General features: G+C 73.8%; 11 protein-coding genes. 9 read left to right on the forward strand and 2 right to left on the reverse strand.

The window, feature by feature from the left end; all coding sequences use genetic code 11:
- The first annotated feature begins 186 nt into the window (after positions 1 to 186).
- From AC0IW9_RS25440 to AC0IW9_RS25455, 4 genes are all read left to right on the forward strand, one after another.
- Positions 187 to 567: a hypothetical protein gene (locus AC0IW9_RS25440; RefSeq protein ID WP_471651094.1), complete on the forward strand. Its 381-nt coding sequence runs from the start codon at positions 187 to 189 to the stop codon at positions 565 to 567.
- A gap of 157 nt (positions 568 to 724) precedes the next feature.
- Positions 725 to 2,044, forward strand: coding sequence for a hypothetical protein (locus tag AC0IW9_RS25445; protein ID WP_471651095.1), 1,320 nt, complete (start codon positions 725 to 727; stop codon positions 2,042 to 2,044).
- Positions 2,041 to 2,607: a hypothetical protein gene (locus AC0IW9_RS25450; protein ID WP_471651096.1), complete on the forward strand. Its 567-nt coding sequence runs from the start codon at positions 2,041 to 2,043 to the stop codon at positions 2,605 to 2,607. The genes AC0IW9_RS25445 and AC0IW9_RS25450 overlap by 4 nt, the downstream gene beginning before the upstream one ends.
- Positions 2,604 to 3,620 carry a peptidoglycan-binding domain-containing protein gene (locus AC0IW9_RS25455; RefSeq protein ID WP_471651097.1) on the forward strand — a complete coding sequence of 339 codons (1,017 nt, stop codon included), beginning with the start codon at positions 2,604 to 2,606 and terminating at the stop codon, positions 3,618 to 3,620. Before AC0IW9_RS25450 ends, AC0IW9_RS25455 begins: the two co-directional genes overlap by 4 nt.
- 56 nt (positions 3,621 to 3,676) lie before the next feature.
- On the opposite strand, the gene AC0IW9_RS25460 is transcribed toward AC0IW9_RS25455, so the two are convergent.
- Both AC0IW9_RS25460 and AC0IW9_RS25465 read right to left on the reverse strand, forming a co-directional pair.
- Positions 3,677 to 4,672: a Bug family tripartite tricarboxylate transporter substrate binding protein gene (locus AC0IW9_RS25460; RefSeq protein WP_471651098.1), complete on the reverse strand. Its 996-nt coding sequence runs from the start codon at positions 4,670 to 4,672 to the stop codon at positions 3,677 to 3,679.
- 32 nt (positions 4,673 to 4,704) lie between these two features.
- A complete protein-coding gene (locus tag AC0IW9_RS25465; RefSeq protein WP_471651099.1) occupies positions 4,705 to 5,751 on the reverse strand; it encodes an NAD(P)/FAD-dependent oxidoreductase in 1,047 nt (348 codons plus the stop codon).
- Positions 5,752 to 5,832: 81 nt separating this feature from the next.
- Between AC0IW9_RS25465 and tsaE the strand changes: the two genes are divergently transcribed.
- The 5 genes from tsaE to addA are packed head-to-tail and all read left to right on the forward strand — an operon-like array spanning position 5,833 to position 14,544.
- A complete protein-coding gene (gene tsaE / locus AC0IW9_RS25470; RefSeq protein WP_471651100.1) occupies positions 5,833 to 6,291 on the forward strand; it encodes a tRNA (adenosine(37)-N6)-threonylcarbamoyltransferase complex ATPase subunit type 1 TsaE in 459 nt (152 codons plus the stop codon).
- On the forward strand, positions 6,288 to 7,268 hold the full coding sequence (locus tag AC0IW9_RS25475) for an aminoglycoside phosphotransferase family protein (RefSeq protein ID WP_471651101.1): 981 nt from the start codon (positions 6,288 to 6,290) through the stop codon (positions 7,266 to 7,268). Before tsaE ends, AC0IW9_RS25475 begins: the two co-directional genes overlap by 4 nt.
- Positions 7,265 to 7,993 (forward strand): nucleotidyltransferase family protein, encoded by a 729-nt coding sequence (locus tag AC0IW9_RS25480; protein WP_471651102.1) that lies wholly within the window; start codon positions 7,265 to 7,267, stop codon positions 7,991 to 7,993. The genes AC0IW9_RS25475 and AC0IW9_RS25480 overlap by 4 nt, the downstream gene beginning before the upstream one ends.
- Positions 7,994 to 8,009: 16 nt before the next feature.
- Positions 8,010 to 11,120 (forward strand): double-strand break repair protein AddB, encoded by a 3,111-nt coding sequence (gene addB, locus AC0IW9_RS25485; protein ID WP_471651103.1) that lies wholly within the window; start codon positions 8,010 to 8,012, stop codon positions 11,118 to 11,120.
- Positions 11,113 to 14,544 (forward strand): double-strand break repair helicase AddA, encoded by a 3,432-nt coding sequence (gene addA / locus AC0IW9_RS25490; RefSeq protein WP_471651104.1) that lies wholly within the window; start codon positions 11,113 to 11,115, stop codon positions 14,542 to 14,544. The genes addB and addA overlap by 8 nt, the downstream gene beginning before the upstream one ends.
- Positions 14,545 to 14,633 lie beyond the last annotated feature (89 nt).

Consider the following 14,633-nt stretch of genomic DNA (forward strand, 5'->3'; position numbering starts at 1 on the left):
ACGCCGGGGCGAGTGCTGCGCCCGATCGTGCTGCACTGCAACCATCCTCCCCGCGCCGGCGGCGCAGGCGGGGATGGGGCGGAATTCCTAGGACAGGTCGATGGTGGATCGGCCTCAGGGCCGAAATGGCTGCGCGAACCCGTCCGGTGGCGGTGCGTTCTGGGCGTTGAGTGAAGAGGACCAGCCATGACCCAGAATAGTGACAAGCACCCGGCGACGACTTCCGACGATGACGTGGAGGCGGGCGTGGAGCAGACCTTCCCGGCGAGCGACCCGGTGTCCAACACGACCTCGCAAGGGTCCCGTGCCGTTCCGCCTGGGGAGATGATGCATCCGGCGGGCTCGAAGCCGGCTGCGACCAAGGATCAGGTCACGATCACCCAGCCTTTCCCCGACCAGGAGAGCGCCAAGCTGGCGCTGGAGACGCTGGTGCGGGAGGGCCCGGTGGACCGTCGCAGCGCCGAGATCCTCTGTGAGGGGTCTGACGTGCGGCTCCAGGTGCAGGTGCCGAAGGCGGATGCGGAGCGGCTGCGGGCGAAGCTGCAGAGCGGACCGGGAACGCACTAAATCCTCGCTTTAGGAAAATAAGCTTTACTTCCGGGTCCGTTGCTAATACGTTCCTTCCTGCCGATTGCAGGAGGGCGCGATGCGAGTGTCACGGACCCCGACCGCCATTCTCCTGAGCTGCGGGCCCTTGCCGGCCCTGGCACAGGAGGTGACGCCGATGGCCTGGTCCGTGGGGCTGGTCATCGGCGCATTGGTGGTCTTCGTGGCCGGGATGGCCTGGCTGCTGGCGATCCTCGCCGGGCGGCTGCTGGCGGAGGCGCGGGTCGGCGGTGCTCCCGCACTGGCGCGGTTGACCGAGCTGCCCTGCGGGGTCCCCGACGGCACCATCCGCGCGCTGATCTCCTGCTTCATCATCATCTTCGGCTTCCTGCTGATCGGGCTGCAGAAGCCGCTGGGGCTGGCGAGCGCGGAAGCGCTGACCGGCTTCATCGGCGCGGTCATCAGCTTCTATTTCGTCACCCGCAGCGCGGAGACGCGGCCGGGGACGGCGCCGCCGGCCGCGTCTCCGGATGCGGGGCAGGCGGCGTCCGGCAGCACGGCGCTGGCGGCGGCGCGCGGCGTGCTGGATGCGGCGGGGGTGGCGACCGGGCTGGCGGCACGGCTGGCACCGGGCTCCGCGCTGGCGCAGCGGGCCGAGGCGGCGACGGCCGGCGCGCGGGAGGTGCTGGATGCTACGGCGGCGGCGCTGCATGGCGGCAATGCCGCAGCGATCGCCGGCGCGGCCGAAGCGGCCTCCGGCCTGATCCAGGGCCTCGTCGGCCGCGACAACCCGGCGACGGGGGTGATCGCGGATGCGCTGGCCGGGCTGCGCGGCGCGGCGCTGTTCGGGTTGGGAAGCTTGGGGCTGGGCGGGCCGGCCGGGCTGGTGGCGGCGGTGGGGGTCGGCGCCTTCCAGGCTATGGCCCAGGGCACCGAGCATTTCGAGCGCTGGAAGGCGCGGGTGCTGGACCGGCCCTATACGACCAACCTCTTCCCGCCCGGGCCGGTGGATGCGGCGGTGGCGCTCGCGGCGCTGGAGCAGTCGCCGATCCTCGCCCGCATCTGCCTGACCGAAGCCCTGGCACCGGCAGAGCGCTTCGCCACCGCGGCACGGCTGGCATCGCTTGTCCGGCAGGAGAGCGGTGTGGCGCGGCAGGCGCTGCTGGCGCAGGGCGGCTTCGCCAGCGCCGATGAGGCCGCGGCCGGGCTGGAGGAATTCCGTGGCCGGCTGCTGGACAAGGCGCTGGACGCGGTGGATGCGGTGCCGATCGACCTGGCCCCGGCCGGGGTGACGGGGGTGGCACCGGTGCCGCAGCAGGCGCTGCGGGATGCGCTGGCGATGCTGCGATGCGACCCGCGCTGCCGCGACCTCGACAGCCTGGTGCTGCTGCTGACCGGGATGGCGAGCAGCCCCGACCTCAAGCGGGAGGAGGCGATGGCGCTGCTGCGGCATCAGCTTGCCGCGGCGGAGGCCATGGCGGCCGGGGTGGTGCCGTGAGGCCGCTGCTGGTGCTGCTGCTGTTGGGCGGCTGCGCGGTGCAGCGGCTGGAAACGGACAAGGCGGCGCTGGCCAGGGGCGACCATGCCGCCATCGCCGACCGCGCCCCGCCCTGTGCCGGACCGGCGCCGGAATGCCGCCAGGCGCAGGCGATCCGGGCCGAGGCCTGCCGGGCGCTGGGACGGCTGGGCTGCGCCGTCACGGCCTATCGGGCGGCGGCCGGGCCAGGGGCGCCGCGACCGCTGCTGCTCAGCCTCGGCCATGCGGCGATGCAGGCGCTGGCCGAAGGGGTGGGCGAGCCGGCGGAGATGATCGCCGCGCAGCGGCTGGCCGCCGATGGCCTGCGCCGGGATGCCCCGGCGGATCCGGAAGGCTGCTACCTCGCCGGCTCGGCGCAGCTCGCGGCGGCGCTGCTGCGGCCCCCCGGCGCCGGGCGCTGCGAGAGCCTGGCCGCCGTCCCGGCCGCCTGCCGCGCCGCCGCCGCCATCCCGGGCCGGGAGGCGCAATCCCGCCTGCTGGCCACGGCCCTTGCCGCACAGAACCGGAGCCATGGCTGCCCATGAGCGACTCGATGGAATTGACCCGCACCCTCCGGCTGGCCCGGCCGATGCTGCGGGGGGAGGATGTGCTGTGGCTGCAGACGCGGTTGCAGGCAGGCGGCTGGCCGGGGGCGGTGGCCTCGATGGTGCGCGCGGCCGATGGGCTGTTCGGCCCCCGCACGGCGGAGGCGGTGGAAGCCCTGCAGCGCGGCTGCGGCCTGGCGGTGGACGGGATCGCCGGGCCGGAGGTCTGGGCCCGGCTGCGGCTCGGCCCGCCGGTGCCGGGGGATGCCGCCGCGCTGGCGGCGGAACGGCAGGCGGTGGCCCGGGCCAGCGGTCCGGCGGCCTGGCTGGCGCCGGCGGCCCTGGCCGAATTGGCGCAGCCGCATGCCCGCTTCGGCGGCGGCACCAATTGGGCCCTGACGGCGGCGGGGGTGGTGCTGGAGAGCGGGACGGTCGCCGCCAGCGCGGCGCATGACGCGACGGTGGCGCGGGTGCTGCGGGACTGGTTCCCGGCGCCGATCCAGGCGGCGGCACGGCAGCATGGCGTGCCGGTGGAGCTGATCGTCGCCTGCCTCTGCACCGAGACCTGCGGCGGGGCGGCCGATGCCCGTGCGGCGGCCAGTGCGGAACGGCGGGAGCCGGGCTTCCGCGGCTATGCCGAGACGCCCCACCGCGTCTCGATCGGCTGCATGCAGACCCTGGTCTCGACCGCATCCGGGGTGCTGGGGCGACCGGTGGCGCCGGAGGAACTGCGCCGGCCGGAGCTTTCCATCGCGGCCGGCACGGCCTGCATCGCCCAATCCGCCGGGCGGAGCCGGCTGGACCCGCCGGTGGTCGCCTGCATCTACAACGCAGGCAGCCTGCGGCACGATGCCTCGGAGGCCAATCGCTGGCGGATGCTGCAATACCCGCTGGGCAGCGGGGCGCATGCGGACCGCTTCGTCGCCTATGGCAATGCCGCACTGCGGCTGCTGCAGCGGGAGCCGAAGCTGGCGGGCGGGGCGCCGAGCTTCGCCGCCCTGCTGGCGGCGTGACCGGCGCTGGACCGTGATCCGCGCCTTTCGGCGTTACCGCCTCAGGCGATCACGCTCTATTCCGCTTTGATGCCGCTGGCGCGGATCACCTTGCCCCAGGTCTCGATCTCCGAGGCCAGCAGGCCATGCAGCGCGGCAGCGTCGCCCTGCATCAGCACCACGCCCTGCTGGGTGACCCGCTCGCCGAGCGCCGGATCCTCCAGCGTGGCGCGCAGCGCGGCATAGAGCCGCTGCTGCACCGGCTCGGGCGTGCCGGGCGGGGCGAAGAGGCCCTGCCACAGCACCCCGGCGCAGCCGGGGAAGGCCTCGGCCACCGAGGGCAGGTCGGGCAGGGTCGGCAGCCGCTCCGCCGCGGAGATGGCGACGAGCCGGACGGTGCCGTCGTTCAGCAGCGGCGCGACGTCGAGCGGCGTCGCGTAGAAGATCTGGATGCGGTCGGCCCGCAGGTCCAGCAGCGCCGGGCCGGCGCCGCGATAGGGCACGTGCTCGATCCGCACCCCGGCCTTTTGCAGCAGCAATTCGGTCAGCAGATGGTTGACCGAGCCATTGCCCGAGCTGCCGTAGTTCAGCTTGCCGGGATTGGCCTTGGCATAGGCGACCAGCCCGGCCAGGTCCTCGACCGGGACCGAGCGCTGCACCGCCAGGGCGAAGGGGCTGTAGTAGACCAGCCCGATCGGCTGCAGCTCCTTCAGCGGGTCGCGCGGGGTGCTGCCGGGCTGCAGCGCCGGGTTGATGGCGAGGCTGTTGGTGCCGATGAGCAGCGTATAGCCGTCCGGCCGGGCCTGGGCGACGGCGGTGGAGGCGATCGAGGTGCCGCCGCCGCTGCGGTTCTCCACCACCACGGTCTGGCCCAGTTCGCGGCCCAGCCGCTCCGCGACCATCCGCACCATCACGTCGGTCAGGCCGCCGGGGGCATAGCCGATGACCAGGGTGATCGGCCGGCTGGGCCAAGGGGCCTGGGCCAGGGCGGGTCTGGCAAGGGTGGGCGCGGCGGCCAGGGCGAGGCCGGCTTGGGCCAGGCGGCGGCGGGTCGGGGTGGCGGCGAAGGTCATCGGGCGCTTTCGGTTGCGGCGGCCGAAGGCGCTCAGGCGCCCGGCACGCCCTTGCTGGTGCTGTACTCGAAGTGCAGCGCCTCGCCCGGGAAGACGCGCGGGTGGATGGCATGGGCCGCCATCGCCGCCTCGGAGAAGCCCTGCAGGATCAGCTTCAGCTTGCCGGGATAGGTGGCGATGTCGCCGATGGCATGCACGCCGGGCAGGCTGGTCTCGCAGGTCGATTGCGCCACGGTGACATGGCTGTGGCTGAGGCCGAGGCCCCAGTCGGCGATCGGGCCCAATTCCATCGAGAGGCCGAAGAAGGCCAGCAGGTGGTCGGCGGGGATGGTCTTCTCCTCCCCCTTGAGGGTCGCCAGGACCACGCCGGTCAGGGTGCTGCCGTCGCCTTCCAGCCCGTGCAGCTGGTAGGGGATGGCCAGCTCGATCTCGCCGCGGGCGGCGGCCTCGTCCAGCCGGGCGGCGCTTTCCGGCGCGGCGCGGAATTTCGGCCGGCGATGGACCACCGTGACCTTGGCCGCGATCTCCTTCAGCGACAGCGCCCAGTCGACCGCGCTGTCGCCGCCGCCGGCGATGACCACGCGCTTGCCCCGGAATTCCTCGCGCTTCGAGACCAGGTAGCGGACGCCGCCGGAGGCCTCGTAGCCCGGCAGGCCGGCCAGCGGCGGGCGGTTGGGGCCGAAGGCGCCGGCGCCGGCGGCGATGATGATGGCCTTGGCACGGACCGTGTCGCCGGCGCTGGTGAGGAGCGCGTAGCCGTCCTCGGTGGGGGCGAGGCCCTCGACCCGACGGCCGAGCAGGTAGAGCGGGGCGAAGGGCGCCGCCTGTTCCTCCAGCCGGTGGATCAGCGCCGCGCCCTCGATCGCCGGATGCGCCGGGATGTCGAAGATCGGTTTCTCCGGATAGAGCGCGGTGCATTGGCCGCCGATCGCGTCCAGCGCATCGATCACCACGCTGCGCATCCGCAGCATCCCGCATTCGAACACCGCGAAAAGCCCGACCGGGCCCGCGCCGATGATCGCCACATCCGTCTCGACCGTGGCGCCTGAGGCACCGAGGCCGGGCAGTACCGCCGCCATGGGCATCTTCCCCGAACAGGCGGCGGGTCTTAGAGGATATGCCGGCGGCGACCAAGCCCGTCTCCCTCTTCGCGGACCCCGATGCCAGGCCCGATCACCCTGACCCTCCCCGACCTCGAGGCGACCGGCCGGCTGGCCGGGCGGCTGGCGCCGCTGCTGCGGCCGGGCGATGCGGTGCTGCTGGAAGGGCCGCTGGGCGCGGGTAAAAGCGCCTTCGCCCGCGCCCTGCTGCGGGCCCTGGCGGGGGATCCGGCGCTGGAGGTGCCCTCCCCCAGCTTCACCCTGGTGCAGAGCTACGACCTGCCCTCCGGCCTGGAGGTGCATCACTTCGACCTCTACCGCCTCTCCGGCCCGGCCGACCTGACGGAGCTGGGCTGGGACGAGGCGCGGCGCGGGGTGGTGCTGGTGGAATGGCCGGAGCGGCTGGGGCACCTGCGGCCGGAGGGGTCGCTGACGCTCACCCTGGCGCAGGGCGGGACGGAGGATGAGCGTATCGCAACCCTCGAAGGCTGGCCGGATCGGATACAGGAATTGGAATGAGATATCCGGAACCCTTCCTCGCCGCGCATGGCTATGCGGCGGCCGAACGGCGGCCGCTGCAGGCGGATGCCAGCCTCCGGCATTATGCCCGGCTGGTCGGCGGCCCGCGCCCGGCGCTGCTGATGGATGCGCCGCCGCCCGAGGAGGTGCGGCCCTTCGCCCGGCTGGCGCGGCACCTGCTCCAGGCCGGGCTCTCGGTACCGGAGATCATCGCCGCGGATGAGGCGGCGGGCTTCCTCATCCTCGAGGATTTCGGCGACGCGACCCATGCGGCGCTGCTGGATGCCGGGGCCGACCCGGTCCCGCTCTATACCGAGGCGGCCGAGACGCTGGCGGCGCTGCATGCCGCGCCGGTGCCGCCCGGCCTGCCCGCCTGGGACGCCGCGGCGATGGCCCGCGCCACGGCGGCGACCTTCCTCGACTGGTGGTGGCCGGCGGCCTTCGGCAGCCCCGCCGGGCCCGAGGTGCGGGACGGGCTGGATGCGGCGCTGGGGGCGATGCTGGCGCCCTTCGCCGCGGCCCGCGGCTTCGTCCACCGCGACTATTTCCCGGCCAATCTCATGCGGCTGGAACGCCGCAGCGGGCCGCGGCGCACCGGCATCCTGGACTTCCAGGACGCCGCCATCGGCCATCCCGCCTATGACCTGATCTCCCTGGTCGAGGATGCCCGGCGGGACGTGCCGGCGGCGGCGCGGCGGGCCGCGGTCGCTGCCTATCTCACCGCGCGGCCGGGGCTGGACCGGGGCGAATTCCTCGGCGCCATGGCGGCCTGCGGGGCGCAGCGGCACCTGCGGGTGGCCTCCCTCTGGGTGCGGCTGGCGCGGCGGGATGCCAAGCCGGGCTATCTGATCCATGGGCCGCGCTGCTGGGCGTTGCTCGACCGGTCCCTGTCGCAGCCGGCCTGTGCGCCGCTGCGGGAATTCCTCGATACTCATGTTCCGCGCGACCTGCGTCGCAATCCCCTGGAGGCCGCGTGATCCCCCTCACCCATGGCATGGTGCTCGCCGCAGGCCTCGGCCTGCGGATGCGGCCACTGACCGAGACGACCGCCAAGCCGCTGCTGCTGCTGCAGGAGCGCAGCCTGCTGGACCGGGCGCTGGACCGGCTGGAGGCGGTGGGCATCGGCCAGGCGGTGGTGAATGCGCATTGGCACGCCGACCAGGTGGCCGCCGCGGTCGCCGGCCGCGCCAGCCCGGCGGTCACCCTGCAGCGGGAGGAGACGCTGCTCGAGACCGGCGGCGGCGTGACCCGCGCCCTGCCGCTGCTGGGCGAGGCGCCCTTCGCGGTGGTGAATGGCGACAGCGTGGTGCTGGACGGGCCCTTCCCGGCCCTGGCGCGCATGGCCTCGCTGTTCGACCCGGCGGTGATGGACGGGCTGCTGCTGGTGGTCCGCACGGCGCAGGTCGATGGCGAGGTCGGGCGCGGCGACTTCCACCTGGACCCGATGGGCCGGGTGCGGCGGCCGAAGGAGATGGAGCTGGCGCCCTATATCTTCTCCGGCGTGCAGATCCTGACGCCGGGCTTCTTCGCCGATGCGCCGCAGGGCGCCTTCAGCCTCAACCTGCTGTATGATCGGGCCATCGAATCGGGCCGTCTCTATGCCGCGGTGCATGACGGCATCTGGTTCCACCTCTCGACCCCCGCCGACCTCGAAAGGGCCGAGGCCTCGATGCAGGCGGGGCTGGTGAAGGCCTTATTCTAGAACAAGGGGATGCCGGGTGCCGCTGTTCCATATCCCGACGCATCTGCCCTTCCTCGATTGCTTGGCCGCCGGGGTGCTGGCGGCGATTCCGGGGGATGCGCCGGAGCGGCTCTCCCGCGTGACCATCCTGCTGCCGACCCGGCGCTCGGCCCGGGCGCTGCGGACCGCCTTCCTGCGGGCGTCCAAGGGCCAGACCCTGCTGCTGCCGCGGATGCGGGCGCTGGCCGGGCTTTCCACCGAGGATGCGGACGAGCTGGCGCTGCCGACGCTGCTCGACCTGCCGCCGGCGGTGGATCCGCTGCGGCGGCAGGCGGTGCTGACCGGCTTCATCCTGAAGCTGCCGCGCGACCGCGGCGGGCCGGCGACGCCGGAACAGGCCTGGTCGCTGGCCGGGGCGCTGGCGACCCTGCTGGACGAGATCGCACTGGAGGAGAAGGACCTCGAGCTGCTGGCCGGGACCGCACCGGAGGCACTGGCCGAGCATTGGCTGCAACGGCTGGCCGGACTGGTGCCGGAAACCCATGCGGCGCATTGGCAGATCACCCTGACCTTCCTGCGCGGCATCATGGCGGCTTGGCAGGGCTGGCTGGAGGAAGCCGGCCTGCTCGATATCGGCATGCGTCGGGCCCAGGCGCTGCGGGCGCAGACGCGGGACTGGCAGGAGAGGCCGCCGGCCGATCCGGTGATCGCCGCCGGCATCGGCGTCGGCGGCACCATCCCGGCGGCGGAGGAACTGCTGCGGGTGATCGCGCATGACCTGCCGCAGGGCATGGTGGTGCTGCATGGCGTCGATGCCTCCTCCGCCGAGGCCAAGGTCTGGGAGGTGGTGCCGGAGGCGCCGACGCATCCCTTCTGCGGCCAGCGGCGGTTGCTGACGGCGCTCGGGGTCGAGAAGGACGCGATCAAGCGCTGGCATGGCTGTCCGGATGAGGAGGCGGTGGATCAGGCGGCGCCGATCCGCCGGCCGGATCTGCTGGGCATGGCGCTGCGCCCGGCGGCCGGGCTGCCGGCCTGGCAATCCCGCGTGCCCTCCGACTGGGTCCCGGCGATGCGCGGCATGTCGCTGCTGGTCGCGCCCGATGCCCAGACCGAGGCGGCGGCGATCGCCCTGACCCTGCGCGAGGCGCTGGAGCAGGAGGGCGCCCGGGCGGCGCTGGTGACGCCGGACCGCGACCTCGCCCGACGGGTCTCCTCCGAGCTGGCCCGGCATGGCATCACCGCCGATGATTCGGCCGGCGAGCCGCTGGGGGAGACGCCGACCGGCAGCTTCCTGCGGCTGCTGGCGGAGATGGCGGCGAGCGAGCTGGCACCGGTGCCGCTGCTGGCGGTGCTGAAGCATCCGATCTGCGCTGGCGGCTGGGACCGCGGCCGTTGGGTCCGGGCGGCGCGGCGGCTGGAACGTGCGGCGCTGCGCGGGCCGCGGCCGGCGCCGGGGGTCGAAGGGCTGCGCGCGGCGGCGAAGGCCGGGCTGAAGCGGGAGGACCGGGCGGAGGTCCTGGCCGAGGTGATGGCGCTGATCGACCGGCTGGCCGAGGCGCTGGGGCCCTTCACCAGCCTGCCGGGGCATATCGCCCGGCCGCCGCTGGGGCTGCTGGAGGAGCATCTGGCGGCGGCCGAGGCGCTGGCGGCGACCGACCTCGTGGCCGGCGGGTTGCGGCTCTATGCCGGGGAGGAAGGCGAGGCGCTGGCCTCGCACCTCGCGGGCCTCGAGCCGGCGATCGGCCTGCTGCCGCCGCTTGCCCCGGCCTCCTGGCCCGCCTTGTTCGAGGCGGCGATGGATGGGGCGGCGGCGCCCAGCCTGCGGGGGAGCCGCGGGCGGGATGGCGGGGTGCATCCGCGGGTCGAGATCCTCGGCCTGCTGGAAGCCCGGCTGCTGAGCTTCGACCGCGTCGTGCTGGGCGCGCTGGACGAGACGGTCTGGCCGCTGGCGACCGATCCCGGCCCCTGGATGAGCCGGCCGATGCGGCGCGACTTCGGCCTGCCGGAGCCCGAGGCCCGGATCGGCCGGGTCTGCGCCGATTTCCTGTTTTCCGCCTGCTCGGCGCCGGAGGCGGTGCTGTCCCGCGCGGCCAAGCGCGGCGGGGCGCCGACCGTGCCGGCCCGCTGGCTGACCCGGCTGGAGACCTTCCTGCGTGGGCAGGTGAGCGAGGCCTATCCGAAGGGGTTGCTGCTCGGGATGAGCGAGGCGGTCGGCTGGGCGGCGGCGCTGGATCGCCCGGCCCGGGTCACCCCCTGCGAGCGTCCGGCACCGCGCCCGCCGGCGGCGGCCAGACCGCAGCAGCTTTCGGTGACGGAGGTCGAGACGCTGCTGGCCGACCCCTATGCCTTCTATGCCCGGCGGGTGCTGCGGCTGAATCCGGTGGATCCGCTGGATGCGGAGGTCGGGGCTTCCGACTATGGCAACCTGGTGCATGCGACGATGGCGCGCTTCGTCCGCCGGCTGGCGGCGGGGCCCTGGCCGGGGCCGGATGCGGCGCGGGCCATGTTCGACGAGGCGGCGGAGGTGGCGCTGGCCGAGGCCGGGGCGCGGCCGGGGCTGCTGGCCTTCTGGCAGCCGCGCCTAGCGCGGATCGGCGAATTCGTGGTGCGGCAGGAGGCCGAGGCGCGGGCCGGCAACGGCATCGCCCGCAGCCTGACCGAGCTGGCGGGGGAGCTTCCGCTGCGCCAGCCGGATGGAAGGGTGGTGACCCTGCGGGCGCGGGCGGACCGGATCGACGTGCTGGCCAATGGCCAGTTCGCGATCCTCGACTACAAGACCGGGACGGTGCCCTCGAAGAATGCGGTCAAGGAAGGCCACAAGCCGCAGCTCGTGCTGGAAGCGGCCATGGCGGCGCGGGGCGCCTTCCCGCATCTGGCGGCGGGGGATGCCGGGGCGCTGGTTTACTGGAAGCTGACCGGCGGGCCGAAGCCGGGCGAGGTGCTGCCGGTGCAGACCGAGCGCGACGAGATCGCCGCCCTGGCCGAGGAGGCGATCGGCAAGGTGAATGCGCTGGCGGCGCGCTTCCTGCTGGGCTCCGCCCCCTTCACCGCCTGGCCGCATCCGGGGCGGGAGACGGCGGGGGATGACTACCAGCATCTGTCGCGCCGGGCGGAATGGGCCGGGGCGGAGGATGCCGTTGATGGATGAGACGAGGACGGCGCGTCAGCAGGCGGCGGACCGGCAGCAGCTGGCCTCGGATCCGCAGCGTTCGGCCTGGGTCTCGGCCTCGGCCGGGTCCGGCAAGACCAAGGTGCTGACCGACCGGGTGCTGCGGCTGCTGCTGCAGGATGGCCAGGCGCCGAACCGCATCCTGTGCCTCACCTTCACCAAGGCGGCCTCGGCCGAGATGGCGACGCGGCTGGCGCGCAAGCTCGGCGACTGGGCGGTGGCGGAGGAGCCGAAGCTGAATGCCGAGCTGCTCGGCCTCGGCTGCACGCCGAGCGAGGCGCTGCGGGTCCGGGCGCGGGCGCTGTTTGCCGAGGTGCTGGAGCTGGCCGGCGGGATGCGGATCTCGACGATCCATGCCTTCTGCCAGTCCCTGCTGCATGCCTTTCCGCTGGAGGCCGGGCTGCCGCCGCAGTTCAGCGTGCTGGAGGACATGGACGCCGCCAGCCTGCTGGCCGATGCGCGGGAGGCGGTGCTGGCGGCCAATGCCACGCCGCGCGCGCAGGTGGCGCTGCTGGCCGGGCTGGTCGGGGCGGATGATTTCTCGAAAACCGTGAATGCGCTGATGCGCGACCGGGAGAAGCTGGCGGAATGCCTGCGCGCCAGCAACGGGCTGCCCGGGCTGGTGCTGCGGCTGGGCCGGCTGCTGCGGCTGGAGGATGGCGAGGACGTCGGCAGCGTGACCGCCGCGCTCTGCGACGTGCCGGATGCGCTGGCCCGGGCGGCGGCGGCGCTGCTGAACCACAAGAACAAGATCCCCCGCGATCTGGCGACGAAGATGCGCGCCTGGCTGACGCAGGACCCCGAGACCCGGGTGGAGAACTGGGAAGCCTGGCCGAGCTGCTTCCTGACCGAGAAGGGCACGCCGCGCACCGCCCTCGCCAATGATCCGGCGATGGCGGCGGAGATCGAGCGCATCCTCGCCGGGCAGCAGCGGCTGGCCGCCTGCCGGCTGCTGCAGGCGACCGAGGCGCTGCTGGCCCTGGCCGGCCCGGTGCTGGAGCATTACGAGGCGCGCAAGCGCAATGCCGGGCTGCTGGCCTATGACGACCTGATCGCCATCGCCCAGCGGGTGCTGAAGGACCCCGGCAGCGCCTGGGTGCTGTTCAAGCTGGATGGCGGGCTCGACCACGTGCTGCTGGACGAGGCGCAGGATACCAACCCGGCGCAATGGGGCATCGCCGCGGCGCTGACCGAGGAATTCTTCGCCGGCGCCGGGGCCGCCGCCGAGGCGGAGCGGCGCAAGCCGATCGGCCGGACCATCTTCGCGGTCGGCGACATCAAGCAGGCGATCTACGGCTTCCAGGGCGCCGATGCGCGCGGCTTCGGCACCTGGGAGACGACCTACCAGCGGCGGGTCGTCGGCCAGGGCGGGAGTTTCGAGAAGGTCGAGCTGAACGTTTCCTTCCGCTCCACCGCGCCGGTGCTCGGGCTGGTGGATGCGGTCTTCGCCGAGGGCGAGGCACGGGCCGGGGTGGTGGCGGATGGCGCCGTCCTGCGGCATCTGCCGGACCGGGCGGGCCATGCCGGGACGGTCGAGCTCTGGCCGCTGCTGCGGCCGGCGGACAAGCCGAAGCCGACCCCCTGGGAAGTGCCGGAATCCCCCGAGGCGGTGGCCGATGCCCCTGCCCTGCTGGCCGAGGCGCTGGCGGCACGGATCGCCGCCATGGTCGGGCGCGAGGATCTGCCGGCACGGGCGCGGCCGGTCCGTCCGGGCGACATCCTGGTGCTGGTGCGGCGGCGCACCGCCTTCATCCAGCGGCTGGTGCGGGCACTGAAGGAGAAGGGCGTCCCGGTCGGCGGCGTGGACCGCCTCAAGCTGGTCGAGCAGATCGCGGTGCAGGACCTGCTGGCGCTCTGCGACGTGCTGCTGCTGCCGGAGGACGACCTGCAATTGGCGGCGCTGCTGAAGTCGCCGCTGGTCGGGCTGGACGAGGACCAGTTGTTCACCCTAGCGCATGGCCGCAGCGGATCGCTGTTCGGCGCGCTGATGCAGCATCGCGGGGCGGATGACGCGCTCGGCCGGGCATCGGATTGGCTGGCGCGGCTGGCCGACCGGGCCGACCTCATCACCCCGCATTGCCTGCTGGCCGGGGTGCTGGGGGAGGAAGGCGGCCGGGCGCGGCTGCTGGCCCGGCTCGGCCCCGATGCGGCCGACCCGTTGGACGAGGTGCTGAACGCCGCGCTGGACCACGAGGCCCGGCATCCGCCCAGCCTGCAGGGCTTCGTCCACTGGCTCCGCCGCGGCGGCGCCGAGGTGAAGCGGGAGGCGGAGGGTGCGGCCGATGCGGTGCGGATCATGACCGTGCATGGCGCTAAGGGGTTGCAGGCGCCGGTGGTCATCATCCCCGATGTCGGCGGCGGCCAGGGGCGGCAGGAGATCCGCTGGGGCGAGTTGGACGGGGTGCCGATGCCGCTCTGGGCGCCGCGCAAGGAATTCCACGCGGCCGCCTTCGCCGATGTGCTCGCCGCCGATGAGCGCAAGCGGCAGGAGGAGGAGAACCGACTGCTCTACGTGGCGCTGACCCGGGCCGAGGACCGGCTGCTGGTCTGCGGCTGGGGCAAGGAGGCCAAGGGCTGGTACGCGCTGGTGCGGGACGGCTTCATGCGGCTGGAGGATGCGGTCCCGGCCGAATTCACCCCCGGCGACTTCGATGCGCCGGCGGGGTGCGACTTCGAGGGCGGCCCCTGCTGGCGGCTGGAGACGGCGCAGGAGGCGGCGGTGCCGCAAGCCGCCACGCCCAGTGCCGCGGCGCTGATGCCGCTACCCGACTGGGCGCATCGCCCGGCGCCGGCCGAGGTGCTGGAAGCGGCGCTCAACCCTTCCGCCCTGCCCGGGGAGCATGAGACGCCGGCCGCGGCGCCGCATGGCGCGGCGGATCCGGGCGGGCGGCGCTTCCGCCGCGGCCGCGTGGTGCATGCGCTGTTGCAGCATCTGCCGGAGCGGCCGGCGGCCGAACGCTCGGCGGCGGCGAAGCGCTTCCTCGCCCGGCCCGGCCATGGGCTGACCGGCGAGGAGCAGGCGGAGATCCTGGCCGAGGTGCTGGCACTGCTGGATGCGCCGGAGGTGATGGCCGCCTTCGGCGAGGATAGCCTGGCCGAGGCACCGATCGCCGGGCGGCTGGACGGGCGGTTGGTGACCGGCCAGGTGGATCGGCTGGTGGTGACGCCGGACCGGGTGCTGGTGCTGGACTACAAGACCAACCGTCCGCCGCCGACCGAGCCGGCCGATGTGGCGCCGCTGTACCTGCGGCAGATGGCGGCCTACCGCGCGGTGCTGCGCCAGGCCTTCCCCGGGCGGGTGGTGGAGTGCGCCCTGGTCTGGACCTATGGCGCCCGGTTGATGCCGCTGCCGGCGGATTTGCTTGACCGGCACCTGCCGGGGATGCCTGTCTTCCACGCATGACGGACCCGCTTGGGTGGTGGCCTTGACCGCGACCGCCCGAGTTCCGAATTTGCTGCAAGATTTGGGACCTTCCCGGCCCCTCCGAGCAA

Source organism: Belnapia sp. AC561 (genome assembly GCF_979252845.1).